Raw genomic sequence first — 25,571 nt, 5'->3', positions numbered from 1 at the left:
GCCAAAAAAAGGAGGAAGTTGTTATGGCCTCAATGAGGGACATTAAACGAAGAAAAAGCAGCATACAGAGTACGCAGCAGATCACAAAAGCCATGAAGCTTGTTTCAACCGTAAAACTGCAGAAAGCAAAAAGCAGGGCAGAACAGACGAATCCATATTCGAACTATATGTACCAGACCGTTACTTCCATGCTTGCAAGATCAGGCGGAATCGATCATCCATATCTGAAAAAAGGTACTTCCACAAAGAAAGCGATCGTTGTGATCACATCCAACCGTGGACTTGCCGGTGGATACAACTCCAACCTGATCAAGCTGGTTACGGGAAGTGACTTTTCCAAAGATGATGTAGAGATCTATGCCATCGGTGGAAAGGGACGCGAGGTATTAGAACGCCGTGGTTATCATATTAAGGAAGATGATTCTTATATCATCGAGTCACCATCCTATGATGATGCGGCAGAACTCTGCAAGAAGGTGCTTGAGGATTATACCAATGGCACGATCGGCGAGATTTATCTGGTGTATACACATTTTAAAAATACAGTCGTACACGAACCGAAGCTGATGAAGCTGTTACCGATCGAGTTTGATGAAGAAGAACTTGGTGCAGCAGCAGAGGCAAACGTTCTGATGAATTATGAGCCGAATGAGACAGAAGCACTTGATATGATCATTCCAAAATACGTTACAAGCCTGTTTTACGGGGCACTTGTGGAGGCAGTTGCCAGTGAAAACGGTGCGAGAATGCAGGCGATGGATTCTGCAACGAGCAATGCAGAGGATATGATCAGTGATCTGACGCTCAAATACAACCGGGCACGTCAGGGCTCGATTACACAGGAATTAACAGAGATCATTGCCGGTGCGTCGGCAATCTCTGGATAGCAGATTTTTATATCAGGAAATATTGCCGGCTGTGTTCAGGCAGATACAGTGGAAAAATATTTCGCAGGAATCTGCATAAAAATATGATTACAAGGAGAAAGAAGCGATGGCAAATAATATCGGTAAGATTACCCAGATTATCGGTGCCGTTCTGGATATTAAATTCACAGAGGGCAATCTGCCGGAGATCAACGATGCGATCCGTATCCCGTTAAAAGGTGAACAGTCGGGAAAAGAATTGACCGTTGAGGTTTCCCAGCATCTGGGCGATGATACAGTCAGATGTATCGCAATGGGATCGACCGATGGATTAGTCCGTGGAATGGATGCAGTTGCAGCCGGCGGACCGATCAGCGTGCCGGTAGGTGAGAATACGTTAGGCAGAATGTTTAATGTATTAGGAGATCCAATCGATGAGATCGATCCTCCGACCGGTGTGGAAAAATGGCCGATCCACAGACCTGCTCCGGCATTTGAGGAACAGGCAACATCCCAGGAGATGTTAGAGACAGGTATCAAGGTCGTAGATCTTCTCTGCCCTTACCAGAAAGGTGGTAAGATCGGATTGTTCGGTGGTGCCGGTGTAGGTAAAACCGTTTTAATCCAGGAGCTGATCCACAATATCGCAACCGAGCACGGTGGATATTCCGTATTTACCGGCGTTGGTGAGCGTACCCGTGAGGGAAATGACCTTTACTATGAAATGAAAGAATCAGGAGTTATCGATAAGACCACCATGGTGTTCGGACAGATGAACGAGCCGCCGGGAGCACGTATGCGTGTTGCATTAACAGGTCTTACGATGGCAGAGTACTTCCGTGATAAAGGCGGTAAGGATGTATTGCTTTTCATTGACAATATTTTCCGTTTTACACAGGCAGGATCTGAGGTATCCGCGCTGTTAGGACGTATGCCTTCCGCTGTAGGTTACCAGCCGACATTACAGACAGAGATGGGTGCTCTTCAGGAGCGTATCACATCTACGAAGAACGGTTCTATCACTTCCGTTCAGGCAGTTTATGTGCCTGCCGATGACTTAACTGACCCGGCTCCGGCAACTACATTTGCACATCTGGATGCAACAACCGTACTTGAGCGTTCTATTGCAGAGCTTGGTATTTATCCGGCAGTAGATCCGCTTGGTTCTACTTCCCGTATCTTAGACCCGCGTATCGTTGGTCAGGAACATTTTGAGGTAGCCCGCGGTGTGCAGGAGATTTTACAGAAATACAAAGAATTACAGGATATCATTGCAATCCTTGGTATGGACGAGCTTTCCGAGGATGATAAACTGGTCGTAAGCCGTGCAAGAAAGGTACAGAGATTCTTATCCCAGCCGTTCTTCGTTGCAACACAGTTTACCGGACTGGATGGAAAATATGTTCCGATCGCAGAGACGATCCGTGGATTTAAAGAGATTCTTGAAGGAAAACATGATGATGTACCGGAGAGTTATTTCTTAAATGCAGGTACGATCGATGATGTCCGTGCAAAGATGCAGTAGATTTAAGGGGATAGTATATGGCAGACGAAAACAGAATTTTTCAGGTAGAGATCATTACGCCGGATCGTGTTTTTTATACGGGTGAGGGCGATATGATCGAGTTTACCACTGCCTCCGGTGAGATCGGTGTATATAAAAAGCACATTCCGCTCACGACTGTGTTAGCACCTGGTATTGTAAAGATTCATAAAACAGGTGAAGATGACGTGATCGCAGCGGTACATTCCGGCTTTGCGGAAATCCTGCCGGATAAGGTAACACTTCTCGCAGAGATTGCAGAGTGGCCGAATGAGATCGACAAGAACCGTGCCGAAGCTGCGCGTGCGCGCGCTGAGGAACGACTTGCCCACCGGACAGAGGCAATCGATGTCAAACGTGCGGAATTTGCACTTCGCAAAGCACTGGTGCGTATTGATATTGCAAAATAAGATTTACTTGACAGAAATAAAATTTACTGGTTATAATACAGTTCCAAAACCATTTTTATGGAGTGGACTTTTCTTGAGTGATGAACTCTATTTTTCGCCACACAGCTATAAGGCGTTATAGCTGTGTGGCATTTTTTTGCGCACAGGAATAAAAACCCCAAAGTTTGATGGCAGGTGCCAGGCTTTCGGGTAAACAGTAACGAAAGGATTACACAATGAACCAGAAATTTATGAAAGAAAAACCGGTCATGCCGCTTGTTATCTCTATGGCATTGCCGATGACATTTTCAATGTTAGTTAACGCTCTATACAACATCATTGACAGCTATTTTGTTGCCCGCATCAGCGAGGATGCAATGACGGCGCTTTCTTTAGTATTTCCCCTGCAGAATCTGGTCAATGCGGTTGTCATTGGATTTGCAATCGGAATCAATGCGACGATCGCATATTTTCTTGGAGCAGAAAAACATAATACCGCAGATAAAACGGCGTCATTGGGAACACTTTTTAATATGATCCATGGATTTGTTCTGGCGGTAGTCTGCATTGCAATCACAGCACCTTTTCTTGCCATGTTTACAGATAAAAGATCTATCATAGAGATGGGAACAGAGTACGCAAAGATTGTTTTTATTTTTGCAGTACCGAATGCAGCGGGTCTTTGTTTTGAAAAGATTTTTCAGTCGGTGGGGCGAATGAAAACATCTATGCTCTGTATGCTGGTTGGATGCGTGTCTAATATTATTTTAGACCCGCTTATGATATTTGGTATCGGAATTTTCCCTGAAATGGGAATCCGTGGAGCAGCACTTGCAACTGGGATCGGTCAGATCATATCTCTGGTATGTTATTTAATGTTTTACATTTTAAATCCAATTCCGGTAAAAGTAAGATTGAAAGATATGACGCCGGATGCAGCACTTAGCAGAAAAATGTATTCAATCGGTGTGCCTGCAACATTGAGTCTTGCGCTTCCGTCAATCCAGGTTTCTGCATTAAATGCGATTCTTGCTGTTTATTCTGCAAGTTATGTACTTGTTCTTGGGGCTTATTTTAAGCTGCAGACATTTTTATATCTGACAGGAAATGGTGTGGTGCAGGGAATGCGCCCATTGGTTGGGTATAATTATGGTGCAGGGGAGAAAAAACGTGTGAAAGATATTTTCAGATCGGCACTGATATTGATCGCCGGAGTCATGGTGATCGGGACAATACTTTGTTTGGCAGTTCCGCAGACTCTCATAGGATTGTTTACGAGTAATCCGGAGACGATTCTGTATGGAAAAGAGGCACTGCGTCTGATCAGTATTGGATTTATTGCATCGTCGGTATCTGTCACTGTGTCAGGAGCATTAGAAGGTCTTGGAAAAGGAAAAGAGTCGTTAGTAATTTCAGTGCTCAGGTATATCATAGTGATCCTGCCGCTGGCATTTATTTTAAGCAAAATATTTGGAGCTGCCGGTGTCTGGCATGCATTCTGGGTGACGGAAGTGATCGTGGCAGTTATTTCCTATGTGATCTGTAAAAAAGAAATATTTCAGTAATAAAATACCTGTAATTATATGTTGCCGGGCATGTAATTACAGGTGTTTTTTATGTAATGGACTTATTTTTCTTTTAACGCGTTGTAAAAATCTTTATCCGACCAGTCTGCGTGCATCTGGCATAGAGAATATACGTTATTAATAAAAGCGATATCTTCGTCAAGCAAGTCGGCGCAGGTTTCGGCAGGGATGTTTTTTTGGAACATGTTGCGAACGGTGTGAATGGTATGTAATTGATAAAGACGGTTCCCCTCCGCTAATCCATCTTCATAGCTGTCCCTGCGTTCCATCTTAATATATTCATCCATATCGAATTCTTCCAATAACATACCAACGACCTCCGATTTGTGTGACTGCGTTTTCTTTTGTTTTTCCCCATGTAGTTTTCTCCTTTGATTATAAAAAATTTAAGTGTTTTTCACAATAGTTTTCTGAAATAGCTGGCGAAATGCCGGAATGAAAAAGAGTGATATTCAGAAAATGATTCTATGGAAATAAAATCGAATTGCGGTGGATGAACATAAAGATATTATTATACACAAGTAGAATAGAAAGAAAAGATCCCTGCAAGTATGAGATATTGATAAAATGATATACTTACAGGAATTTTAATAAAGCTTTATTTTTCTTTTAATGCATTGTAAATATCTTCATCTGACCAGTCTGGGTGAGCCTGACATAGAGAATATACTTTATTGACAAAATCAGTGTTTTGATTAAGTAGATCGGCACATTTTTCGGCAGGGATGTTTTTTTGAAACATGTTGTGGACGACGTGTAACTGCTCAAGACGTTTGCCCTCGGCTAATCCATCCTCATGTCCATCCTCATAACTGTCTCTGCGTTCCATCTTAATATATTCATCCATATCGAATTCTTCCAATAACATACCAACGACCTCCGATCTGTGTTTGATAAGAAAATCCTGCAAAATACCGTCCCTGATACATTCCTGTACAGCGGTATCCGCTGCCTGTTCTAATGGAATGCCGTTTCTGACATTCGAAGAAATTCTGCCAATCAGAATGGAATATTCCTCTAAAGTCCGGCATCGCGCCATCAATTCCTGATTGTGTCCATAATTAATGTTGTAAATCCGCGCAGTACATTCTAAGCAGGGGCGGGTGCTGAAAGAGCCAGAGGTATTTTGCACAGTGGAATTAGATACCACATTCGTTTCCACTGGGGTTTGCTTTGCATATTCAAACGCATCCGAAAGATGCAGTTCCATGTAATCTTTATCATTTTCCAACGGTTCAATTCCATTATAAAATATAACAAACTGCGGAAACGGCAGCGAAAGCAGTTTTTTCCCATAAATGTTCAGGTTATTTTGTTTGATATAGCTTTCATACTGTTTGCCGAAATAGATCAGTCCACGGATCGGCATATTGGGGTTTAAGGTACTCTGGTGTTCATACAGATTTAATGTGCCACGGACGATGAATGATACGTCATTTTTATATCCGAGATAGATTACATCATCGATCGTGTAAAAGATCAGTTCATCTGCATCATCGTAATCTGTCTGATTCAGGGCATTGTATAACTCCAGCAAAACCGATTTCTCATTAAAAATCCTGCGGAACAAGGCATCCCGGTACTTCTTCTGCACAAAAACATGTTTTGTGTGACTGCGTTTTCCTTTGTTTTTCCCCATGTAGTTTTCTCCTTTAATTATAAAAAATTTAAGTGTTTTTCACAATAGTTTTCTGAAATAGCTGGCGAAATGCCGGAATGAAAAGAGTGGTATTCAGAAAATGATTCTATGGAAATAAAATCGAATTGCGATAAAAGTAGTATAACATAAAGATATTATTATACACAAGTAGAATATAGATCTTGAGTTTCCGTACTTTTATCCACAAAGCCCCGTTTTCATAATCATCGTCATAAACAACTTTCAAAAAATGCCCAAAATATAAGGAATCCTTTCCTGTTTTGTAGTAAAATTAAGGTGTCTAATCAAAAAGATACTAAACAAAAATCAGGAGGACTCCTTATGCTTAATTCTACAACAAATACTTATACTTTGAAACGGGAAATTTTAACTTTTTCAAATAAAATTTCAAAACACCTGTCCAAGCCGGACAAAAAGTTTTCTGCCGAGATGACTTATGGTATGCTTGCCTCCAGAAGCTGTCTTTTAACCGATGTTGTGGATCAGCTTCACGAAGATTCCAAAAAGGTCAATTCTGTTGAACGGCTGACCAGACATTTAAACAATGGCATTTCCTCCACCGCGCTTAAATCTTATCTTACTGCCATCCGTAAATGGGCTCCGCAAGAACCTGTCATACACATTGATGACAGCGATGTTGTAAAGCCTGATGGTTACAAATTTGAAGCTCTCGGACTTGTCAGAGATGGCTCTAAAAGTACTGCTTCCAAAACAGTTTATGAAAAAGGATATCATGTAACAGAAGCCTGTGTTCTCACTAAAAATAATCATCCTGTCAGTATTTTTTCAGAAATTCATTCTTCAAAAGAAAAACATTTTACCTCTATAAATGATGTTACTTTTTCTGCAATGGAACGTGGTGCAGCTCTCTTTGGCAAAGCAACCTTTGCCATGGACAGAGGCTACGATGACAACAAGATGTTTCTGAAACTTGATGAACTGGAACAAGACTATGTCATCCGTCTTACTGCCAAAAGGAAACTCTTCTTCCATGGAAAATGGGTTCCTGCCACACAGCTTCGTAATCAGAGAAAGGGTAAGATTAAAACTGCCCTGACATACAAGGGTAAAAAGCATGATGCCTATCTTTCTCATGTGAAAGTACAGATTACCGCTTCAAAGAAAGATATTTATCTCGTACTGGTTTACGGCATTACAGAACATCCCATGATGCTTGCAACCAATAAGAAAATCAAATCCAAAGAAGACGTGGTAAATATCGCCCTGACTTACTTTTCCAGATGGCGCATTGAGGAATATTTCCGCTGTAAGAAGCAGATGTTTCAGTTTGAAAACTTCCGTGTGAGGAAGCTCGCTGCAATCAATGCCCTGAATTTTTATATTACCCTGTGCATGGCATTTCTGGCACATATGTCCATGAAACCAGAAACGCATGCACTAAAGGTTGCAATCATACAAAAAGCAGACCCTGTAAAGGAAAAGGTACATTTCTGCTATTACCGGTTAGCCAAAGGTATCTCCGGCATACTATCATATGCAAAAGAAGGCGTCAGGCTGTGGTTTCGGACAAAACGTCCGGCATATCGTCAACTCTGCCTTAAGCTGACCGCTTAGATAGATAAAAGAATACATCTCCCAAAGCCCGATTCCGGTGGGGCTTATTAAAGTGCCTCTACTCATAGAACTGTCAATCTAAAATATCAAAAAAACTGACAGATTGGTGCTTTGGGAAGATGTAATCATGTTTTGATTACATTTTGCGGAAACTCAAGGAATATAGATAGAAAAAATCCCTATAAGTATCTGATAATAAACATATACTTACAGGAATTTTAATAAAGATCTATTTTTCTTTTAATACATGGTAAAGATCTTCATCTGACCAGTCTGCGTGCATCTGGCATAGAGAATATACGTGATTAATAAAAGCGATATCTTCGTCAAGCAGGTCGGCGCAGTTTTCGGCAGGGATGTTTTTTTGAAACATGTTGTGGACGACGTGTAACTGCTCAAGACGTTTGCCTTCGGCTAAACCCATCGCTAAGCCATCCACATGCCCATCCGCATAGCTGTCCCTGCGTTCCATTTTAATATATTCATCCATATCGAATTCTTCCAATAACATACCAACGACCTCCGATCTGTGTTTGGTGAGAAAATCCTGCAAAATACCGTCCCTGATACATTCCTGTACAGCAGCATCTGCTGCCGGTTCTAATGGAATACCGTTTCTGACCTTCGAAGAAATTCTGCCGATCAGAATGGAATATTCCTCTAAAGTCCGGCATCGTGCCATCAGTTCCTGATTGTGTCCATAATTAATGTTGTAAACCCGTGCAGTGCACTCTAAGCAGGGGCGGGTGCTGATGGGGCTGGACGTATTTTGCGCAGCGGAGTCAGGGACATCAATATCAGAAACAGGCATATCAGTAGTAACGACTGGCTGTCTGGGTGCAGCATTTGTTGTCAGGTGGTTTGATTCAGCACATATAAACGCATCTGAAAGATGCAGTTCCATGTAATCTTTATCATTTTCCAACGGTTCAATTCCATTATAAAATATAACAAACTGCGGAAACGGCAGCGAAAGCAGTTTTTTCCCATAAATGTTCAGGTTATTTTGTTTGATATAGCTTTCATACTGTTTGCCGAAATAGATCAGTCCGCGGATCGGCATGTTGGGGTTTAAGGTACTCTGGTGCTCATACAGATTTAATGTGCCACGGACGATGAATGATACGTCATTTTTATATCTGAGATAGATTACATCATCGATCGTGTAAAAGATCAGTTCATCTGCATCATCGTAATCTGTCTGATTCAGGGCATTGTATAACTCCAGCAAAACTGATTTCTCATTAAAAATCCTGCGGAACAAGGCATCCCGGTACTTCTTCTGCACAAAAACATGTTTTGTGTGACTTCGTTTTCCTTTGTTTTTCCCCATGTAGTTTTCTCCTTTAATTATAAAAAATTTAAGTGTTTTTCACAATAGTTTTCTGAAATAGGTGGCGAAATGCCGGAATGAAAAGAGTGGTATTCAGAAAATGATTCTATGGAAATAAAATCGAATTGCGATAGATGTAGTATACATGGGGAGATCATAAATTGCAAGCATGATTCGTTGCTGCCATGGATTCACATAGACAAATCCAAACGAATTGTTTATACTTGATTTATGACAACATCACCCAAAAGAGGAGAAATCAATGATTTTATATTTTGTACGTCACGGAGAGACGGACTGGAATGTAAAAAAGAAAATACAGGGCAAGACAGATGTGCCGTTGAACGAGACAGGAAAGCAGCAGGCAAAAGAGCTTGCGGACATGCTTCTGGATCGGAAAAAGGAAGGGACTCTTCAGGTTGTGCGGGCATATACATCCCCACAGCTTCGTGCAGCACAGACGGCACAGGAGGCGGCGATCGCGCTTGATATTCCGTGTATTGCGGCGGATGGTCTGCGGGAAATGGATATGGGCGACTGGGAAGGCAGAAGCTGGGAAAGCATTACGCAGGAAAATGCGAAAGAGTATCAGGACTGGGATGCCAACAGGCGTTATGTCCATACACCGCATGGAGAATGTTACAATGAAGTGCTGAGGCGTGCGCTTGATACACTCGGAATGATCTTAGAACGGGAGACGGAAGATGTGTTGATCGTAACGCACAGTGGCGTACTGATGGCATTGCGGTGTTATATTGCCGGACAGACATTTGAGGAAATGGGTATCATACGGTATAAGACGAAAAATGCAGAGGTGGTTGAAATTTTTGCGGATGATGTGAAAGATGCGATCGAACGTTTTCAAAAGGGGGAGTAAAGCGTTCATGATCGTGTGAATAACGGAAAGCAGTGTGAAAAAGCAGCGATTAGTATAAATTAGATCAAAAATATAAAGACTGTCGTAAGAAACGGCTTCCTGGTAAAGAAACAGGACTGATTCTTGCGGCAGTTTTTTTGCATATTTCACAATTTTTAAAATGTTTTTTTGTGAATGATTTTGACTGATTTTGATTGACTGTGACGGAATGTGAACATATAATAGAACTATCAAAGATGAACGAAATTGAACGGTTGTGAATGAAAATGGAGGGAAAGATATGCTGACAGAAGAAAGATTTTCAAGAATTTTATCCATACTAGAAAGTATGGGGAGCGTAACCGTTCAGCAGCTCATGACAGAACTGGATGCATCAGAGTCGACAATACGAAGAGATTTAAATACACTGGATGCAAATGGTCAGCTCATCAAGGTACACGGAGGTGCAATTTTAAAAAATACCTCATATAGTACCGAGGATGACGAAGTCATGCAGCGAAAAGAACGGAACAAAGGTGCAAAAGAAAAGATCGCAAAATATGCGGCAGGGCTGATCGAACCTGGAGATTTTGTTTATATTGATGCAGGTACGACGACGGACCTGATGATTGATTTCATCACGACCAAACAGGCAGTATTTGTGACCAATGCGATCACACATGCAAAAAAACTTGCACAGAAAGGATGTACGGTATATATCCTCGGTGGAGAGTTTAAAGCGATAACTGAGGCGATCGTGGGAGAGGAGGCTGTTTCTTCGGTTGAAAAATACAATTTTACAAAAGGATTCTGGGGAGCAAACGGAATCAGCATGCAGCGCGGATTTTCAACACCGGAGTTAAAAGAAGCGCTCGTAAAAAAACGCTCCATGGAAAACTGCAGAGATTGTTATATTTTAGCAGATGACAGTAAATTCAACCAGATATCAAGCGTAACATTTGCTCCGTTTGAGAGTGCAAAAATTATCACGACAGGACTTACAAAACCGGCCTACCGGAAAAGTAAAAACGTGATTGAGATATAAAAAGATTGAAAGCCTGCAAAATCAGAGTGCAGGAAATGCAGAAGGGAGATATGAAAAATGATTTACACCGTCACATTTAATCCATCATTGGACTACATTGTGACAGTTCCGCATTTTACCAGCGGAATGGTCAACCGGACATCAGAGGAAAAAATCTTTCCGGGTGGAAAAGGTATCAATGTATCCATGGTGTTAAAAAATCTTGGACTGGAAAATACAGCACTTGGCTTTTATGCCGGATTTACCGGAGCAGAGTTAGAACGTCTGATCCGGGAAAAAGGAATCAATGCTGATTTTATTCCGGTAAAAGAAGGAATGACAAGAATTAACGTAAAGATGCGCTCTGATGAGGAGAGCGAGATCAACGGACAGGGACCGGCGATATCAAAAGCAGATATCAAAACACTTTATGAAAAACTGGATCGTCTTTCCGACGGAGATGTTCTCATTATGGCGGGAAGCATTCCGGATGTGATGCCGCAGACCATTTACATGGACATTATGAAATATCTCGCAGATAAAGATTTAAAGATTGTTGTGGATGCGACGAAAGATCTGCTCGTAAATGTATTACAGTATCATCCATTTTTGATCAAACCGAATAATCATGAATTGGGCGAGATTTTCGGTGTAAAAATAACAGATAAAAAAGACGTCATCACTTATGCAAAGAAGATGCAGGAAAAAGGTGCAAGAAATGTGCTGGTTTCCATGGCGGGTGACGGGGCAGTGCTTGTTGCTGAAGATGGAAGCGTTTTTCAGGCGGAGGCACCGAAAGGAAAAGTTGTCAATTCTGTTGGCGCCGGGGATTCCATGGTGGCCGGATTTGTAACAGGCTATTTGAAGACTGGAAGCTATAAAGAAGCTTTTCAGATGGGGGTATGTACCGGAAGCGCATCGGCATTTTCAGAAGAACTGGCAACAGAACCGGAAGTTTTGGCGCTTTTAGATAAAAACAAAGGTATATTTAAGTAGGAGGAGTAAAATCCTCTGCTCCTGCAAGGGCACATGCTATGCAAGCTATTAGGCATAGCATGCATAGCAGACATTTTGCTCCGCAAAACAAGGAGTAAAATCCTCTGCTCCTGCAAGGGCAGTCGCATTTTGCTTCGCAAAACAAGGAGTAAAATCCTCTGCTCCTGCAAGGGCAGTCGCATTTTGCTTCGCAAAACAAGGAGTAAAATCCTCTGCTCCTGCAAGGGCAGTCGCATTTTGCTTCGCAAAACAAGGAGTAAAATCCTCTGCTCCTGCAAGGGCAGTCGCATTTTGCTTCGCAAAACAAGGAGTAAAATCCTCTGCTCCTGCAAGGGCAGTCGCATTTTGCTTCGCAAAACAAGGAGGATTAAGCATGAAAATCAGGGATTTACTTGCCGTAGAGAGTATTGATTTAAATGGCAAAGTTAATGGAAAGAACGAAGCGCTTGATGCAATGGTAGCATTGATGGCTAAGAGCGGAAAGATCAACGATGTTGAGAAGTACCGCAAGGGCGTATACGCCAGAGAGGAAGAAGGAACCACAGGAATTGGTGAGGGAATCGCCATTCCGCACTGCAAGTCGGATGCAGTCAGCAGACCGGGACTTGCAGCCATGGTTATCAAAGATGGGGTGGATTTTGATGCGTTAGATGGAGGAAAGGTTGACCTGATCTTCTTAATTGCAGCACCTAATACAGAAGACAATGTACATCTGGATGTACTGAGCAAGTTATCTGTTCTTCTGATGGATGAGAATTTTACGCATGGGCTTCGTAATGCAAAGACAGTCGAGGAATTTTTAAGCGTGATCGATCAGGCAGAAGCCGAGAAAGACGCCGAAGAGGAAAAAAAGAACAGTGCAGATACGAAAGAAGCAGCAGAGGAGAAAACCACAGATAATGGAAAACTGATCCTTGCTGTAACCGGATGTCCGAATGGAATCGCACATACTTATATGGCAGCAGAAAATATTGAGAAAAAAGCAAAAGAGCTTGGATGCCGTGTGAAGGTTGAGACAAGGGGTTCCGGCGGTGCAAAAAATGTATTAACGAAAGCTGAAATTGCAGAGGCTGCATGTATCATCGTTGCAGCAGATACACAGGTTCCGATGGATCGCTTTGCAGGCAGACCGGTGATCCAGTGTAAGGTTTCCGATGGAATCAGTAAGGCAGAAGAACTGTTAGACAGAGCGTTAAATGGCAATGTTCCACTGTATCAGGCAAAAGGAAGCGGCCAGGCAGCGGATAGTGAGGAAGAATCTGACAGTATCGGACACCAGATTTATAAACACCTGATGAACGGAGTTTCACATATGTTACCGTTTGTTATCGGTGGTGGTATTCTGATCGCGATCGCATTTTTGATCGATGGTTTTGCAGTAGACTTAAACAGTCTTCCGTTTGAGGAGCGTTCGAATTTTGGTACGATCACACCTTTAGCAGCAATGTTTAAATCGATCGGTGGTGTTGCATTTGGATTTATGCTTCCGATCTTAGCCGGATTTATCGCAATGAGTATTGCGGACCGTCCTGGTCTTGCAGTCGGTTTTGTCGGCGGAGCGATCGCGGCAAACGGAACATCCGGTTTCCTTGGCGCCCTTGTTGCAGGTTTTGTTGCAGGTTATCTGGTACGCCTGTTAAAGAAACTGTTTGAAAAACTTCCGGAAGGTTTAGAGGGTATCAAACCAATGCTTCTTTATCCGGTCATTGGTATCTTTTTGATCGGAGTAATCATGACTTATATTGTAGAGCCTCCGATCGGAGCATTGAATGTCATGATCAATAATGGATTAAATAGCATGAACGGTGCAAAAGCGATCCTGCTTGGGGCATTGCTTGGCGGAATGATGTCCGTAGATATGGGTGGTCCTGTAAATAAAGCAGCTTATGTATTTGGTACAGCATCTATCGCAGCAGGAAATTACAATATTATGGCGGCTGTTATGGTCGGCGGTATGGTTCCACCACTTGCAATCGCACTTGCGACTATGTTCTTTAAAAACAAATTTACTGAGGAAGAGAGAAAGGCGGGACCGACAAATATTGTCATGGGACTTTCCTTTATCTCAGAGGGAGCGATCCCGTTTGCAGCATCTGATCCATTGCGTGTGCTTCCGTCCTGCATCATTGGTTCGGCAGTAGCAGGAGCATTATCCATGGCATTTAACTGTACATTAATGGCACCACATGGTGGAATCTTCGTATTCTTAACGGTAGGTCATCCACTGTTATATCTTGTATCCCTGGCAGTTGGTTCTGTTGTAGGATGCGTGATCCTTGGACTTTTAAAGAAGGATGTATCAAAAAGATAGGAAACGGAATAAAATTCACAGGTAAATGGAACCGCCCGAAAAGAAAATGCGGTTTGGGAAAGGAGAAAATCATGAAAGAATTTAAATACGTGATCACAGACAAAGAGGGAATCCATGCAAGACCGGCAGGGGCACTTGTAAAGGAAGCAGCCGCATTTCCATGCAGCATTACCATTGCAAAAGATGGAAAAGCAGTAGATGCAAAACGTATTTTTGGAGTTATGGGACTTGGTGTAAAATGCGGCGAGGAGATCACGGTCTGCACCGATGGAGAAAATGAAGAGGCAGCAAGTGCTGCAATCGAGGAGTTTTTGAAAGCAAACCTGTAAAAAATTGATAAAAACGGAAATAAAAATCTAAAATGGAGGTAACGGGCATGGAACTGCACGGAAAAAGTGTATTTGGTGGAATTGCCATGGGCAGACTGTCGGTTTATCATAAGACAGACAATGCAGTAAAGCGAACAAAGATAACAGATATAGAAGCAGAGAAAAAGCGTTTTGAGGATGCAAAAGAAGAAGCCAAAAGACAGCTTGGTGTTTTTTATGAAAAAGCAGTCAGGGAAGTCGGTGAAGTCAATGCGGCAATTTTTGAAATGCACCAGATGATGCTTGATGATCTTGATTATGTAGAGTCGATCACAAACATGATCGAAACCCAGCAGGTCAATGCAGAATTTGCCGTTGCTTCCACAGGAGATAATTTTGCGCAGATGTTTGCAGCAATGGATGACGACTATATGAGAGAACGTGCTGCGGATGTAAAAGATATTTCAAACCGTGTGATTTCTATTTTACAGGGAAACGGTGATGCAGGATTAAGCGGGGATGAACCATTTATCCTTTTAGCAGATGATCTTGCGCCGAGTGAGACAGTGCAGCTTGATAAATCAAAGGTACTTGCTTTTGTAACGCGGCACGGTTCCACTAATTCCCACACTGCGATCTTAGCGCGCACCATGAATATTCCGGCACTAATCGGAGTTGATTTCCCGGAAGAGGGTGTGGATGGACAGTACGGTATCGTAGATGGATTTGATGCAAAGTTTTTCATAGAACCGGATGAGGATACGAAAACAAAATATCAGAAGTTAAAAGAAGAAAATGAGCAGAAGAAACGTCTGCTTCAGGAATTAAAAGGGAAGGAAAATATCACAAAGGATGGCACAAAGATCAATCTTTATGCGAATATCGGAGGTGTTTCCGATGTGGCAAATGTGCTTTCCAATGATGCGGGCGGCATCGGGTTGTTCCGGAGTGAGTTCCTTTATTTAGAGTCGGAGGACTATCCGACGGAGGAAGCGCAGTTTGCAGCGTATAAGACAGTTGCGGAAAATATGGCAGGCAAAAAAGTGATCATCCGTACGCTTGATATCGGAGCAGATAAACAGGTTGATTATTTTGGACTTGAGAAGGAAGAAAACCCGGCAATGGGTTACCGTGCAATCCGGATCTGCCTTGACCGCACTGAAATTTTCAAGACACAGCTTCGTGCGATATACCGTGCAAGTTATTATGGAACGATCGCAATTATGTTTCCAATGATCATTTCTGTAAATGAAGTGAAAAAGATCAAAGAGATCATTGCGGAAGTGAAAGCAGGACTTGATGCCGACGGCATTCCGTATAAGGATGTGGAACTCGGTATTATGATCGAAACACCGGCAGCAGTCATGATCAGTGATCTTTTGGCAAAGGAAGTTGATTTCTTCTCGATCGGGACAAACGATCTGACACAATATACACTTGCGATCGACAGGCAGAACCCGAAGCTGGATAACATCTATGATTCGCACCATGAAGCGGTTCTTCGGATGCTAAAGATGGTTGTGGACAATGGACATAAGGAAGGATGCTGGGTCGGTATCTGCGGAGAACTTGGTGCAGATGAAACACTCACAGAGACATTCCTTCGGATGGGATTTGACGAACTTTCCGTATCGCCGTCTATGATACTTCGGATCAGGGATAAGATACGAAATACAGATCTGTCAGAGAAATAAAAATGCATCAGGGAAATGGGCATATGCAGTAAAGGTTCTGCTGCTATGCCCGTCGCTAATCCATCTTCATGACCATCCGCATAGCTGTCCCGGCGTTCCATTTTAATATATTCATCCATATCAAATCCTTCTAATAACATTCCAACGACCTCCGATCTGTGTTTGGTGAGAAAATCTTTTAGGATGCCATCTTTGATACATTCTAAAACAGCGGTATCTGCAGCCTGTTCTAAGGATGCACCACTCCTGACTTTTGAAGAAATCCGGCTGATCAGAATAGAATATTCTTCTAATGTGCGGCATCGTGTTATCAGTTCCTGATTATGGCCATAATTGATGTTGTAAATGCGAGCCGTGTATTCTAAGCAGGGACGACCGTTTACTGCTTTAGATTCATAATCAAATGCATCGGAAAGATGCAGTTCCATGTAATCTTTCCCATTTTCAAGTGGCTCGATGCCATTATAAAAAATAACAAACTGCGGAAATGGCAGTTTGAGCAGCTTTTTTCCATAAATGTTCAGGTTATTCTGTTTAATATAGCTTTCGTATTGTTTGCCGAAATAAATCACATCATCGATTGTGAAAAAAATCAGTTCGTCTGCATCGTCATAACTGGTCTGGTTCAGTGCGTTGTACAGTTCAAGCAAAACGGAACGTTCATTGACGATCCTGCGGAATAAGGCATCCCGGTATTTTTCTGCACAAAAACGTGTCTGGTGTGGCTGCGTTTTCTTTTGTTTTCCCCATAGTTTTCTCCTTTGATTATAAAAAATTAAGTGATTTTCACAATAGTTTTCTGAAATAGCAGGCGAAGTGCCGGAAGTAATAAGAAGCGTGTTCAGAAAAATGACTGAATGGAAATCAGATCGAATTGCGATAGATGTAGTATAACATGAAATGTCAAAAATGCAATTATAATGTTTGGGGAAGAAGTGTATGTTAATGAATAAATTATTCGGGGAGTTGCTGAATAAATGATGGTTTGTTGAGGCATGCGTCGCCCACCTAAATGGTGTTTCGTAGGTTTGTGAGTGGCATCTTGCGCAAAGCCGGAGTAATTTTGGTTCCGTTGTACGAAAATAAGAAAAGTCTAGGTATGCCTGATTTAGGTTTTCTCAGAGTGACGTGACCGGCAACAACGAGTCATCCATGACTCGATGCTGCCTTGTTCTGCCATCCGTGGCAGAACATCACTGTTGATCGACAGGCAGACCAAGATTTTCTAATTTTCTCCCAAGGTCACAAAATTAGCTCCGGCTTTGCGTAAGATACCAGCCTCCAGGTTGTGAACACCATTTGGGTGGGCGGTTCATCTCAAAATGGGGGGCGTAGGTGTGGATTTTTGATATTCGCACGAATGGAAATATGCTTAAAATCCTAATGTGCTGTATCATTAATATTCAGCCTAATGACTTCCCAGAATTTCCATCTGCTACATTGTATTACATGAAATTTTTCGTAAATTGCCAGACTAATAACGCAGAATATTTTTTCAAATGTGTATGGCAATAAATATGGGCATAGTGGTATATATCGAGGTTTTTCCAGTATTATCAAACCAATAATAATTTATTAAACATAGTTATTTGGAAATATTTTTTTATCAGATTCAGACACAAAACACTAAAAATTTACGCACTTCCAAGGGTGTAAAATGAGTTCCCCAGCGAAGGGTGGTTCACAACCTTGTGGCTGGCAAATCGCATCAAGCCGGGATTCGTTTTGTGACTTTGGGAGAAAATTAGGCAATCTTAGTCTGCCTGTCCGTAACACAGTGTTGTGCTGCCACGGACGGCAGCACAAGTCTTAATGCCCCCGGACGGGGCGTTTAAGACGCACACGTCACTCCGAGAAACATTAAATCAGGCTGACTTAGACTTGCCTTATTTTCGGACAATGGAACAAAACAGTCCCGGCTTGATGCAATTTGCCAATCGAAAACCCCCGGAACCACCCTACACAGAGGAACTCAACTCACACCCAAACCAGCATTTGCCGGGCAGATCATATGCAGTAATTATGGTATAATATGATTATGATCTGGGGATTAACTATGTAAGACAGAGAATAATCAGGTATAAAAAACAGGAACAGGAGACACGCACATGAGCAATTACTTATTGATCAAACAGGGAACGATCCACAATGCCATAGAGGAAGAGCCATTTGTGGCAGATATTCTGGTGGAGAATGGAAAAATAAAAAAGATCGCGCCGGTTTTAGAAGGAAAAATCATCAATGATGCGGAAGTGATCGATGCGATGGGAATCGATATTTATCCGGGGTTTGTGGATGCGCACTGCCACATGGGATTAGATGGATATGCGACCGGATTTGCCGGGGAGGATTACAACGAATTAGGGGATCCTGTGACACCGCAGCTTTCAGCGGTAGATGCAGTTAACCCGCAGGATGAGACTTTCCAGATGGCACGCGAAGGCGGTGTGACCTGTGTCTGTACCGGACCGGGCAGTTCGAATGTAATTGGCGGAACATTCTGCGCTATCAAGACTTACGGAAAACGTGTGGATGACATGCTGGTCAAAGAGAAAACCGCTATGAAGATCGCTTTTGGTGAGAATCCTAAAAACTGTTATAAGGAAAAAGGTGTTTATTCGAGGATGTCTGTTGCCGCGAAGCTGCGTGAAGCACTGACAAAGGCAAAAATATATGACAGACAGTTACAGGCGGCAGGCTGCCCGGAAGGCTGGAATGAACTTCAGATGGAACATACATGGGAACAGGCGCAGGAACAAGTGATGGATAATTCACAGAAAACGGACGCGGATATGCAGGTAGATTTTTCAAAGATGCCGGCATATGATGCAAAAATGGAGGCGCTTCTTCCTGTTATCCGCGGTGAGATGCCGTTAAAAGCCCATGCGCACCGCGCAGATGATATCTATACGGCGATCCGTATTGCAAAAGAATTTCATGTGGATCTTAGGCTCGATCACACAACGGATGGTGCCCTGATCGCAGATGATCTTGCAAAAGAAGGATATCCGGTTGCAGTGGGGCCGTCTTTTGGGCATGCCACCAAATATGAACTGCGCCATAAAGGATTCCATACACCGGCTGCACTTGCAAAAGCAGGATGCCAGGTTTCGATCATCACGGATTCACCGGTGATCGAGGAACGTTATCTGGCACTCTGTGCAGGACGTGCGGTGTTTAACGGACTCAGTGAGTTTGATGCATTAAAAGCAATTACGATCAATGCTGCAAAGCATATCGGAATCGAAGACCGCGTCGGAAGCATTGAGGAGGGAAAGGATGCGGATTTTGTCCTGACAAGAGAAAATCCATTTGCCGTGGATACTCATATTTTGTATACGATCATTGATGGGAATGTGGTGTATAAAGGAGAAAACGAATAAAGGCAGCAGAGCATAAAGGAAAGAGAGAAATTTGTTCTTTAAGAACAAATAAACCGCGTTTTATTCGTACCAGGGAATAAAAAGAAACAGAAGATTTCTCATTTCATTGACGACATTTCAGACGGATGATAATATTTGTACATGAAGAACAAACAAGTTAGCAAAGGCGCTAAGGCAGATACCTTAGCGCCTTTTTTCAAACCAGAACAACAAGTTACAGATGATGTCATGGTGTTAGCAGGTCAGGACAAAAGAACTGTGAGTAAATGCCTGTATGAAATGCAAATAAAATGGAAGCGAGGAATACAAATATGAAAAAATTTACAAATGTGAGATTAAAAGGGGAAAAAGAGCTGGTATCGATCCTTGTAGAGGACGGTAAAATTACAAAAATCGCAAAAGAAATACCGCAGGAATGTGAGACGATCGATGTGGGTGGAAATCTTGTGATTCCGCCATATGTTGATCCGCATCTTCATTTGGATTATGTGTTTACCGCAGATATGGGAGAGCAGAATGGTTCGGGAACATTGTTTGAAGGCATCCAGCGCTGGAGTGAATCAAAGGGAAATATGACGGTAGAGCAGATGAAAGCACGCATTTACAGTGGAATCCGCAAAGAGATGCTTCATGGTGTGCAGGCAATCCGTACACATATTGATGTCACAGATCCGACTTTTACCGGATTAAAGGCAGCTCTTGAAGTAAGGGAAGAGGTAAAAGACATTTTAGATCTTCAGATAGTTGCATTTCCACAGGAAGGCATGTATGCTTATAAAGGCGGCGATGAGCTGGTGGAGGAAGGACTTAAAATGGGAGCCGACTGTGTCGGTGCGATCCCACATTTTGAACTGGCAAGAGAGTTTGGTGAAAAATCCATTCATAAAGTCATCGAGCTTGCAACAAAATATGATAAGCTGATTGATGTTCACTGTGATGAGACAGATGATACACAGAGCCGTTTTCTGGAGCTTTTGAATGCACTTGCACTGATGGAAGGAATCGGAACAAGGACAACAGCAAGCCATACCTGTTCTTTTGGTTCTGCTGACAACAGTTATGCATTCCGCATGATGAAGCTGTTCAAAAAATCCGGGATCAATTTTATTTCCTGCCCGACAGAAAATATTTATCTGGAAGGCAGACAGGATACATATCCGAAGCGCCGTGGTATCACGCGTGTGAAAGAACTGAATGATAATGGAATCAACGTCTGCTTTGCGCAGGATTCCATGTCTGATCCGTGGTATCCGCTTGGAAACGGTAATATGATGATGATATTAGATCATGGTATCCATATTGCGCAGATGATGTCACCGGAGGAGATTACGAATGATCTTGATCTTGTGACGAGAAATGGCGCTATTACAATGAATATTATGGATCATTACGGAATAGAAGAAGGCAAACCGGCAAACTTTATCGTGCTGGATGCAAAGTCAGAATTTGAGGCGATCTGTGAAAGAGCAGGAATCACTGCTTCTGTAAGAAATGGAGAATTTCTGTTTCAAAAGACACCTGCACAGGTCACAGGAGCGATTGATTTACTGAAATAGTAAAAGGATGTGACAGGGGAATGTTTCAATGCAAGGATCTGCTTTCGCTTACGACAATGTCGCAGGCGAAAGTGGTTGCCGGAACCGGCGGGATGGAGCGGGGAATTCGCTGGTCCTATAAGGCAGAGAATATTAATTTTGAAAAATGGGTTCATGGTCAGGAACTTTTGATCATCAGTGGACCGGTAACCCAGCGAAAAAACTTTGATCTGTATCGGACGATTGAAAAAGCAATCGAACTTAAGATGTCCTGTGCACTGCTTCTTGTAGGAGAGAATTACGTGACGCAGATCGATGAAAAGGTAATAGATTTAGCGGAAAAGAATGATTTTCCGCTTTTTACCATGCCATGGGATGTGCCGCTTTTGGATTTCTTTGAGGAGCTTGGTCATGCGATTGCTTATTTAGATGACAGGAAAGATATTCAGGACAGTCTGCTTGCAGAGATTATTTTTGGAAACAGCATTAATGTACATAATATCGAACACAAGTGCCAGCAGATGGGACAGGACATATCCGTGATGGAACAGGTATTTGTGCTTCATCCGGAGGATCTTTCCAATGATGAGGTACGTTCTTATGCAGAAGTGTTAAAAGGACTCTTTGCAAAGAAAGAATACCCGGCGATCATTTCCTGTTATGGCGACCGCATGATAGGGTTTATGAAGGACTGCAGTGGATGCAGGCAGATCATCACAGAGATATTTGATGAATTTACCGCTTTTTTGCAAAGTGAACATGAGGGAATCTGTTATACGTTAAACATTGGAGAAAAGTGCAGCAGTCTTTCAAAACTTCAGAAGAGTTTTCATGAGACGTCGAGGACAAATGCTATTTTAGAGCATATCCACAGAGTAAATGAAGTAGTGTTTTATGACCAGATGGGATTTTACCGTCTGCTGATGTCCTATGAAAATACAGAGCCGATGAGGCGGTTTGTGGATGAGGTCTTAGGGGAAATTTTAGCATACGATAAAAAGAACCATACGCAGCTCATCGGGACAATGTGGGCGTATTTTGGCAGTGACTGTAATCTGCAGAGAACAGCAGACAGGCTTTTCTCACATAAAAATACGGTAAAATACAGACTTCAGCGGATCGAGCAGATCACCGGAAGAGATTTTGATAACCGGTTTGAAAGCCAGGAGCTTTATAATGCGCTGATGATCTATTATTATATTGAATAAACTGGATCTGCTGTCAGAACTCGAAATTATAGTGCAAACAGCAGTGATTTGTCTTTTGGAAACAAAACTGTACAAAAATATTTGTCTGTCACAGACGAAAATAAAGCTCATTCTTGATTCAAAAGGGAAAACCCTTTAAGATGGGTATAACGATAAAGGACTTTATTACATACAAAAAATGGCAAAGGGGCCGGAAGGAATACTTCCGGTCCTTTTTTATCTGTAAGCCAGAGGAAAGGATGATTGGTTATGAGCTATGGATTGATTGCTACGTTAATTGTACTTGTCATTGTGGTTGGTGCGATCACGACAAAAAAATGTGAGGCATTCCTGATTGCCGGTTCTATGGTTGGTGCACTTGTCTTATGGAAACAAAACTTCCTCACAGAGTGGGTATCCACACTGGAAGGGGTAATGAGTGATGAAGCATATGTTATTCTGATATGTGGATTGTTTGGCAGTCTTGTAGCACTGCTTACAGCATCAAAAGGAAGTTTTGGTTTTACAAAGATTGTCACAAAAATCTGTAGTACGGAAAGAAAGACGTTATTTACCACATTTCTTTTAGGAATTTTGATCTTTGTGGATGATTATTTAAATGTTTTATCGATCGGAACTGCAATGAAAGGTTCTTATGATAAGAAGAAAGTGCCGAGAGAAGCACTTGCATACCTTTTAGACAGCACAGGTGCTCCGGTCTGTGTACTGATTCCGTTTTCTTCCTGGGCAGCTTATTTTGGAGCGATTTTCCTTCAGCAGGACTGTGTTAAGAGTCTTGCAGGCGGCAGTCTGATGAAAACTTACCTGATGGCGGTTCCGTATTGTGTATACCCGATCGTTGCACTTATTATCGTATTCCTTTTCTGTATGGGCTGGTTCCCGAAACTGGGTGGAATGAAAAAAGCATATGACCGTGTTGCAGCAACCGGGAAAACATACAGTGATATCAGCAGAAAATACAACATTGGTTCTGAGTATGGCGAAGAAGAAGGAAGAAGCGTATGGTTCTTTGTAATTCCACTTGCAGTGTTAGTCGGCATTGCAGTTGCAACCGGTGATCTTGTGGTAGCAGCGATCATTGCAATTCTTGTCTGTATGGTATTATATATAGGAGCAAAGATCATGACATTTTCCGAATTCTGGGATACCTTTGTTAAAGGATTTGCGGATATGCTTCCGATCATTATTCTTTTAATTTCAGCACTGACTTTCCAGAAGATCGCAAGTGAAATGGAAATGACAGAGTTTTTTGTAGATTTGTGCAAACCGATTATGTCGGGCGCAGTATTCCCGATGATCGCATTTATCATTGTAGGACTGCTTGCATTTATGATCGCAAATGCATGGGGCGTATGTACACTGGTTGCACCTGTTTTACTTCCGCTTGGTGCAAGTGTTGGAGCAAATATCGTGCTTGTAATGGCAGCAATCCTCTCCGGATGTGCATTTGGAAACCACGCATGTTTTTACTGTGACACCACGGTTCTTGCTTCGAACGGTGCAGGAATTGACAACCTTGAGCATGCAGGTTCACAGCTTCCATATGTTTTGATCGGTGCAGCAGTATCTGTGATCGGATTTTTGATTTTAGGATTGGTAATGTGAAAATAAGCTCGATAGCTTTTTACACGCAGGAATGGAGGTATTATCATGGAAAAGAAAAAATATATTGTTACGATAGCCAGACAGTTTGGAAGCCTTGGACGTCCGATCGCAATGCGGATGAGTGAGAAACTTGGGATCGAATTTTACGACCGCGATATCGTGGAGGAGGCTGCAAAAAAGCTGAATCTTCCGGTATCAAAAATTGATGAGATCGAGGAGAGCGCAAAGAAAAAAGTAAAAACTAACAGTTTCCGGCGTATGATGTATCCGCTTGGAACGCAGACGGATGACCTTCAGAATAAATTATTTGATGCACAGCAGAATATCATCAAATTTCTTGCAGAACGGGAATCCTGTATCATTGTCGGGCGCTGTTCGGATTTTATCCTTGCAGATGAACCGAATCTGCTCCGGATCTATATATATGCACCTTATGAGGCGCGGGTTGCGAACTGTGTCAATGATCTGAATATGGATGAAGAGGATGCCCGCAAAATGATCCGTGCGGTGGACGAGGCAAGAGATCATTATCATATGCATTATGCAGGATTTCTTCCGAACGATCAGCGCTTTAAAGAGATCATGATCGACAGCAGCATGCTTGGCACAGAGGGCACAGCCGATTATCTGGTGGATGCTGTAAAAAGGAAATTTGAGTTAGATTAAAAAACGATCTATTGTATAAAATAGTCATGTCTGATATGATGAATCCATATCTATAGTACCAGGTGAAAATAAGTCATGGGGAGAAAGTGTAAAAATCCATATCATGGAAGATCTTTTATACGAAGAAATGGAGGATTATTATGACACGAAGAAAATATTGGGTGAAAAAAATATTGCCGTTTCTCACATGTGCTGGTCTTTTGTTGACAAGTCCGGTGTTTGCCGAGGCTGCAACACAGGCAGAGCGCAGTGCCTATCAGGCGGTGTTTGATGCTGATTACTACCGCAGTGCCTATCCGGATGTGGCGGCAGCATTTGGAAATAATAAAACGGCACTCTTTAATCATTTTGTAAATTATGGATTAAAGGAAGGGAGAAGCTGTTCTGCAGATTTTAATCCACAGGCATATCGTGCAAAGTATACAGATCTGCAGCAGGCATTTGATAATGATATGGCAGCATACTGTCGCCATTATGTGTCCTATGGAAAAGCAGAGGGCAGAGATGGAGGCGGAAATGTACCTGCCGGTACAGTTACATCAAATACGGCTGCATCCGGAACTGTTGTAACACAGGGAAACGTGATCGGTACCTGTACGACGGAATATGATGCAACTGTTCCGAGAGCTGTCAACGTAGAACTGGCAGCAGCCCGCATCAATGGTGTTGTGGTACAGCCGGGACAGTCATTTTCATTCAGTTCCACGATTTTACCGCGTACTGCGGCAAATGGATATGTTGTAGCACCGATCTATATCAGTGGTACGGTTGGTACCGGAATCGGCGGAGGTGTGTGCCAGGTATCATCGACACTTTATGCTGCAATGCGGTATGCAGGACTTCCGGCAACACAGCGGTATCCACATTCCCTGCCGGTTACATATCTTCCGGAGGGATATGATGCTGCGATAGCAGGAACGAGCAAAGACCTTAAGTTTACCAATACGTTTTCACAGCCGCTTCTGATCCAGGCATCTGCTGCAAACGGCGTGGTGACAGTGACATTGACATTACAATAGGAAAGAGAATACAT

General features: G+C 42.5%; 21 protein-coding genes. 17 read left to right on the top strand and 4 right to left on the bottom strand.

Features of this window, described 5'->3' with window-relative positions:
* Nucleotides 1-23 precede the first annotated feature (23 nt).
* The 4 genes from atpG to ACDD58_RS09475 all read left to right on the top strand — a co-directional run bounded on the left by atpG (nt 24) and on the right by ACDD58_RS09475 (nt 4,363).
* Nucleotides 24-887 (top strand): ATP synthase F1 subunit gamma, encoded by an 864-nt coding sequence (gene atpG, locus ACDD58_RS09490; protein ID WP_118209789.1) that lies wholly within the window; start codon nt 24-26, stop codon nt 885-887.
* Nucleotides 888-993: 106 nt separating this feature from the next.
* Nucleotides 994-2,391, top strand: coding sequence for a F0F1 ATP synthase subunit beta (gene atpD, locus ACDD58_RS09485; protein ID WP_117922432.1), 1,398 nt, complete (start codon nt 994-996; stop codon nt 2,389-2,391).
* A gap of 17 nt (nt 2,392-2,408) precedes the next feature.
* A complete protein-coding gene (gene atpC, locus ACDD58_RS09480) occupies nt 2,409-2,819 on the top strand; it encodes an ATP synthase F1 subunit epsilon (RefSeq protein ID WP_118209790.1) in 411 nt (136 codons plus the stop codon).
* 215 nt (nt 2,820-3,034) lie between these two features.
* The gene (locus ACDD58_RS09475) at nt 3,035-4,363 is read left to right on the top strand and encodes an MATE family efflux transporter (RefSeq protein WP_118209791.1); all 1,329 of its coding nucleotides are present in this window, start codon (nt 3,035-3,037) and stop codon (nt 4,361-4,363) included.
* A gap of 62 nt (nt 4,364-4,425) precedes the next feature.
* Here ACDD58_RS09475 and ACDD58_RS09470 read toward each other — a convergent pair whose 3' ends face one another.
* Both ACDD58_RS09470 and ACDD58_RS09465 read right to left on the bottom strand, forming a co-directional pair.
* Nucleotides 4,426-4,692, bottom strand: a complete 267-nt coding sequence (locus ACDD58_RS09470; protein ID WP_243102920.1) for a hypothetical protein — start codon at nt 4,690-4,692, stop codon at nt 4,426-4,428.
* Nucleotides 4,693-4,982: 290 nt separating this feature from the next.
* Complete coding sequence (locus tag ACDD58_RS09465; protein WP_370777160.1) at nt 4,983-6,023, bottom strand: hypothetical protein; 1,041 nt, start codon at nt 6,021-6,023, stop codon at nt 4,983-4,985.
* 342 nt (nt 6,024-6,365) lie between these two features.
* Here ACDD58_RS09465 and ACDD58_RS09460 point away from each other — a divergent pair, with 342 nt between their 5' ends.
* Nucleotides 6,366-7,619: a transposase gene (locus ACDD58_RS09460; RefSeq protein WP_370775537.1), complete on the top strand. Its 1,254-nt coding sequence runs from the start codon at nt 6,366-6,368 to the stop codon at nt 7,617-7,619.
* Between the two features lie 229 nt (nt 7,620-7,848).
* On the opposite strand, the gene ACDD58_RS09455 is transcribed toward ACDD58_RS09460, so the two are convergent.
* Nucleotides 7,849-8,952, bottom strand: coding sequence for a hypothetical protein (locus ACDD58_RS09455; protein ID WP_370777158.1), 1,104 nt, complete (start codon nt 8,950-8,952; stop codon nt 7,849-7,851).
* Between the two features lie 262 nt (nt 8,953-9,214).
* Here ACDD58_RS09455 and ACDD58_RS09450 point away from each other — a divergent pair, with 262 nt between their 5' ends.
* The 3 genes from ACDD58_RS09450 to pfkB all read left to right on the top strand — a co-directional run bounded on the left by ACDD58_RS09450 (nt 9,215) and on the right by pfkB (nt 11,828).
* Nucleotides 9,215-9,829, top strand: coding sequence for a histidine phosphatase family protein (locus ACDD58_RS09450; RefSeq protein WP_118412136.1), 615 nt, complete (start codon nt 9,215-9,217; stop codon nt 9,827-9,829).
* Nucleotides 9,830-10,109: 280 nt separating this feature from the next.
* On the top strand, nt 10,110-10,853 hold the full coding sequence (locus tag ACDD58_RS09445) for a DeoR/GlpR family DNA-binding transcription regulator (protein ID WP_117922437.1): 744 nt from the start codon (nt 10,110-10,112) through the stop codon (nt 10,851-10,853).
* A 57-nt stretch (nt 10,854-10,910) separates the two neighbouring features.
* On the top strand, nt 10,911-11,828 hold the full coding sequence (gene pfkB, locus ACDD58_RS09440) for a 1-phosphofructokinase (protein WP_370777155.1): 918 nt from the start codon (nt 10,911-10,913) through the stop codon (nt 11,826-11,828).
* 48 nt (nt 11,829-11,876) lie between these two features.
* On the opposite strand, the gene ACDD58_RS09435 is transcribed toward pfkB, so the two are convergent.
* Nucleotides 11,877-12,203, bottom strand: coding sequence for a hypothetical protein (locus ACDD58_RS09435; RefSeq protein ID WP_370777153.1), 327 nt, complete (start codon nt 12,201-12,203; stop codon nt 11,877-11,879).
* Between ACDD58_RS09435 and ACDD58_RS09430 the strand changes: the two genes are divergently transcribed.
* The 9 genes from ACDD58_RS09430 to ACDD58_RS09390 all read left to right on the top strand — a co-directional run bounded on the left by ACDD58_RS09430 (nt 12,202) and on the right by ACDD58_RS09390 (nt 25,557).
* Complete coding sequence (locus tag ACDD58_RS09430; RefSeq protein WP_370777151.1) at nt 12,202-14,139, top strand: fructose-specific PTS transporter subunit EIIC; 1,938 nt, start codon at nt 12,202-12,204, stop codon at nt 14,137-14,139. The two genes, ACDD58_RS09435 and ACDD58_RS09430, sit on opposite strands and share 2 nt — an antisense overlap.
* Before the next feature lie 71 nt (nt 14,140-14,210).
* Complete coding sequence (locus ACDD58_RS09425; RefSeq protein WP_370777149.1) at nt 14,211-14,468, top strand: HPr family phosphocarrier protein; 258 nt, start codon at nt 14,211-14,213, stop codon at nt 14,466-14,468.
* Between the two features lie 47 nt (nt 14,469-14,515).
* A complete protein-coding gene (gene ptsP, locus ACDD58_RS09420) occupies nt 14,516-16,141 on the top strand; it encodes a phosphoenolpyruvate--protein phosphotransferase (RefSeq protein WP_370777147.1) in 1,626 nt (541 codons plus the stop codon).
* Nucleotides 16,142-18,249: 2,108 nt separating this feature from the next.
* Entirely contained in the window at nt 18,250-19,524 is a 1,275-nt protein-coding gene (locus ACDD58_RS09415; RefSeq protein ID WP_117922442.1) for an amidohydrolase, read from the top strand.
* A gap of 311 nt (nt 19,525-19,835) precedes the next feature.
* Entirely contained in the window at nt 19,836-21,080 is a 1,245-nt protein-coding gene (gene codA, locus ACDD58_RS09410; protein WP_117922443.1) for a cytosine deaminase, read from the top strand.
* Between the two features lie 20 nt (nt 21,081-21,100).
* On the top strand, nt 21,101-22,267 hold the full coding sequence (locus ACDD58_RS09405; protein ID WP_117922444.1) for a PucR family transcriptional regulator: 1,167 nt from the start codon (nt 21,101-21,103) through the stop codon (nt 22,265-22,267).
* A 249-nt stretch (nt 22,268-22,516) separates the two neighbouring features.
* Entirely contained in the window at nt 22,517-23,872 is a 1,356-nt protein-coding gene (locus ACDD58_RS09400; protein WP_243006937.1) for a Na+/H+ antiporter NhaC family protein, read from the top strand.
* Nucleotides 23,873-23,917: 45 nt separating this feature from the next.
* Nucleotides 23,918-24,538 (top strand): AAA family ATPase, encoded by a 621-nt coding sequence (locus tag ACDD58_RS09395; protein ID WP_117922446.1) that lies wholly within the window; start codon nt 23,918-23,920, stop codon nt 24,536-24,538.
* A gap of 140 nt (nt 24,539-24,678) precedes the next feature.
* A complete protein-coding gene (locus tag ACDD58_RS09390; RefSeq protein ID WP_117922447.1) occupies nt 24,679-25,557 on the top strand; it encodes a VanW family protein in 879 nt (292 codons plus the stop codon).
* Nucleotides 25,558-25,571: the final 14 nt, after the last annotated feature.

The organism is Roseburia sp. (genome assembly GCF_041325975.1).
Taxonomy (GTDB): domain Bacteria; phylum Bacillota; class Clostridia; order Lachnospirales; family Lachnospiraceae; genus Roseburia; species Roseburia rectibacter.
Note: the sequence above shows the minus strand (reverse complement) of the source record. Positions and strands in the feature narration are given on the sequence as shown.

Excerpts from the sequence above, each read along its gene's own strand:
- pfkB (WP_370777155.1), top strand. The coding sequence starts at position 10,911 with ATGATTTACACCGTCACATTTAATCCATCATTGGACTACATTGTGACA.
- ACDD58_RS09430 (WP_370777151.1), top strand. The coding sequence starts at position 12,202 with ATGAAAATCAGGGATTTACTTGCCGTAGAGAGTATTGATTTAAATGGC.
- atpG (WP_118209789.1), top strand. The coding sequence starts at position 24 with ATGGCCTCAATGAGGGACATTAAACGAAGAAAAAGCAGCATACAGAGT.
- ACDD58_RS09470 (WP_243102920.1), bottom strand. The coding sequence starts at position 4,692 with ATGTTATTGGAAGAATTCGATATGGATGAATATATTAAGATGGAACGC.
- ptsP (WP_370777147.1), top strand. The coding sequence starts at position 14,516 with ATGGAACTGCACGGAAAAAGTGTATTTGGTGGAATTGCCATGGGCAGA.
- ACDD58_RS09415 (WP_117922442.1), top strand. The coding sequence starts at position 18,250 with ATGAGCAATTACTTATTGATCAAACAGGGAACGATCCACAATGCCATA.
- atpD (WP_117922432.1), top strand. The coding sequence starts at position 994 with ATGGCAAATAATATCGGTAAGATTACCCAGATTATCGGTGCCGTTCTG.
- ACDD58_RS09435 (WP_370777153.1), bottom strand. The coding sequence starts at position 12,203 with ATGCTTAATCCTCCTTGTTTTGCGAAGCAAAATGCGACTGCCCTTGCA.
- ACDD58_RS09405 (WP_117922444.1), top strand. The coding sequence starts at position 21,101 with ATGTTTCAATGCAAGGATCTGCTTTCGCTTACGACAATGTCGCAGGCG.
- ACDD58_RS09400 (WP_243006937.1), top strand. The coding sequence starts at position 22,517 with ATGAGCTATGGATTGATTGCTACGTTAATTGTACTTGTCATTGTGGTT.
- ACDD58_RS09395 (WP_117922446.1), top strand. The coding sequence starts at position 23,918 with ATGGAAAAGAAAAAATATATTGTTACGATAGCCAGACAGTTTGGAAGC.
- codA (WP_117922443.1), top strand. The coding sequence starts at position 19,836 with ATGAAAAAATTTACAAATGTGAGATTAAAAGGGGAAAAAGAGCTGGTA.
- ACDD58_RS09455 (WP_370777158.1), bottom strand. The coding sequence starts at position 8,952 with ATGGGGAAAAACAAAGGAAAACGAAGTCACACAAAACATGTTTTTGTG.
- ACDD58_RS09450 (WP_118412136.1), top strand. The coding sequence starts at position 9,215 with ATGATTTTATATTTTGTACGTCACGGAGAGACGGACTGGAATGTAAAA.
- atpC (WP_118209790.1), top strand. The coding sequence starts at position 2,409 with ATGGCAGACGAAAACAGAATTTTTCAGGTAGAGATCATTACGCCGGAT.
- ACDD58_RS09460 (WP_370775537.1), top strand. The coding sequence starts at position 6,366 with ATGCTTAATTCTACAACAAATACTTATACTTTGAAACGGGAAATTTTA.
- ACDD58_RS09465 (WP_370777160.1), bottom strand. The coding sequence starts at position 6,023 with ATGGGGAAAAACAAAGGAAAACGCAGTCACACAAAACATGTTTTTGTG.
- ACDD58_RS09475 (WP_118209791.1), top strand. The coding sequence starts at position 3,035 with ATGAACCAGAAATTTATGAAAGAAAAACCGGTCATGCCGCTTGTTATC.
- ACDD58_RS09390 (WP_117922447.1), top strand. The coding sequence starts at position 24,679 with ATGACACGAAGAAAATATTGGGTGAAAAAAATATTGCCGTTTCTCACA.
- ACDD58_RS09445 (WP_117922437.1), top strand. The coding sequence starts at position 10,110 with ATGCTGACAGAAGAAAGATTTTCAAGAATTTTATCCATACTAGAAAGT.
- ACDD58_RS09425 (WP_370777149.1), top strand. The coding sequence starts at position 14,211 with ATGAAAGAATTTAAATACGTGATCACAGACAAAGAGGGAATCCATGCA.